The organism is Mycobacterium sp. NGS35 (assembly GCF_059812855.1).
On the sequence record NZ_JCALDL010000026.1, the window covers coordinates 1 to 1,180 of the forward strand.

At 63.7% G+C, this 1,180-nt stretch carries 1 protein-coding gene; it reads right to left on the reverse strand.

The genetic code is table 11. The features are described 5' to 3' along the window. Nucleotides 1-28 precede the first annotated feature (28 nt). On the reverse strand, nucleotides 29-1,180 hold a 1,152-nt coding region (locus tag AC5Y4C_RS20960; protein WP_499965278.1), incomplete at its 5' end, for an IS30 family transposase.

Here is a 1,180-nt window from a genome sequence, read left to right on the forward strand (position 1 = left end):
CGTCATTGTCAATTGGTGAGTGCAACATCTAGGCGGCGGCTTTCTCGAGTAGTGCGGCCAACCGCTGGGCGGGCGTATTTAGATCAAGGGTTGGTCTGGGTCGACGGTTGAGGAGGTCTTGTACGCGTTTGAGATCGGTTTTGGTGTAGCCGCTGAGGTCGGTGCCTTTTTCGAACCAGAACCGCAGCAGCCGGTTGGTGTTCTCGTTGGTGCCCCGTTGCCAGGGCGAGTGCGGATTGCAGAAATACACCGGGGTCTTGAGCTGCATGTGGATGTCGCGCCAGTTGGCCATCTCACTGCCGCGGTCCCAGGTGATCGACCGGCGCAGATCCTCGGGCAACTCACGCATCGCCTCGATCATTGCGGTGGCCACGGTCTCGGCGGTGTGATCGCCGGGCAGGTGCAACAACAAGGTGAAGCGGGTGCTGCGCTCCACCAAGGTCCCGATGGCGCTAGCTCCGCCAGGGCCAAGGATCAGATCGCCTTCCCAGTGCCCGGGCACCGCACGGTCGGCGGCCTCGGCCGGGCGGTCGCTGATCTTGAACTCCTCGCCGCTGCTATAGGCCCCACGCCGGTTATCGGTGCGCCCCCGCGGTTTTCGCTTGGTTCGCTTGGTCGATAGCCGTTGCGACAGATCCGCGCGCAAACTGCCGCGAGCCTGCACAAACAGACAGTTGTAGATGGTCTCGTGGCTCACCCTTTTCAGCCTGTCATCGGGATAATCGCGGGCCAACACCTCAGCGATCAACCTGGGGCTCCACCCCTGATCCATCCAAGCCTCAATATCGGCGCACAACGGATTGTCCTTGAGCTTGAACGCCTTGGGCCGGCACGCCCGTTCGGCCGCCCGAGCATGGGCCATCAACGCGTGATAATCCCCGTCCGGGTTGCTGTTACGAGCGATCTCACGGCACACCGTCGACCGATGCCTGCCGATCCGGCGCGCGATCTCCGCGTGGTGCAGACCCGCGTCGCGCAACCGCATGATCTCCACCCGCTCGGAATCATTGAGCCGATTTCCGTGTCCGCCCGGCAACGCGAAATTCCCCGGATTAAGCAGCCCGCGGCGGCCTCGGCCCCCGACTACAAGCGTCATGGCCCCAGCATCACGCCACCACACCCACGCAGCCGTACGGAACACGCCCACTTCCTGGGCCGCCTGCGTCAGCGCCATACCCCC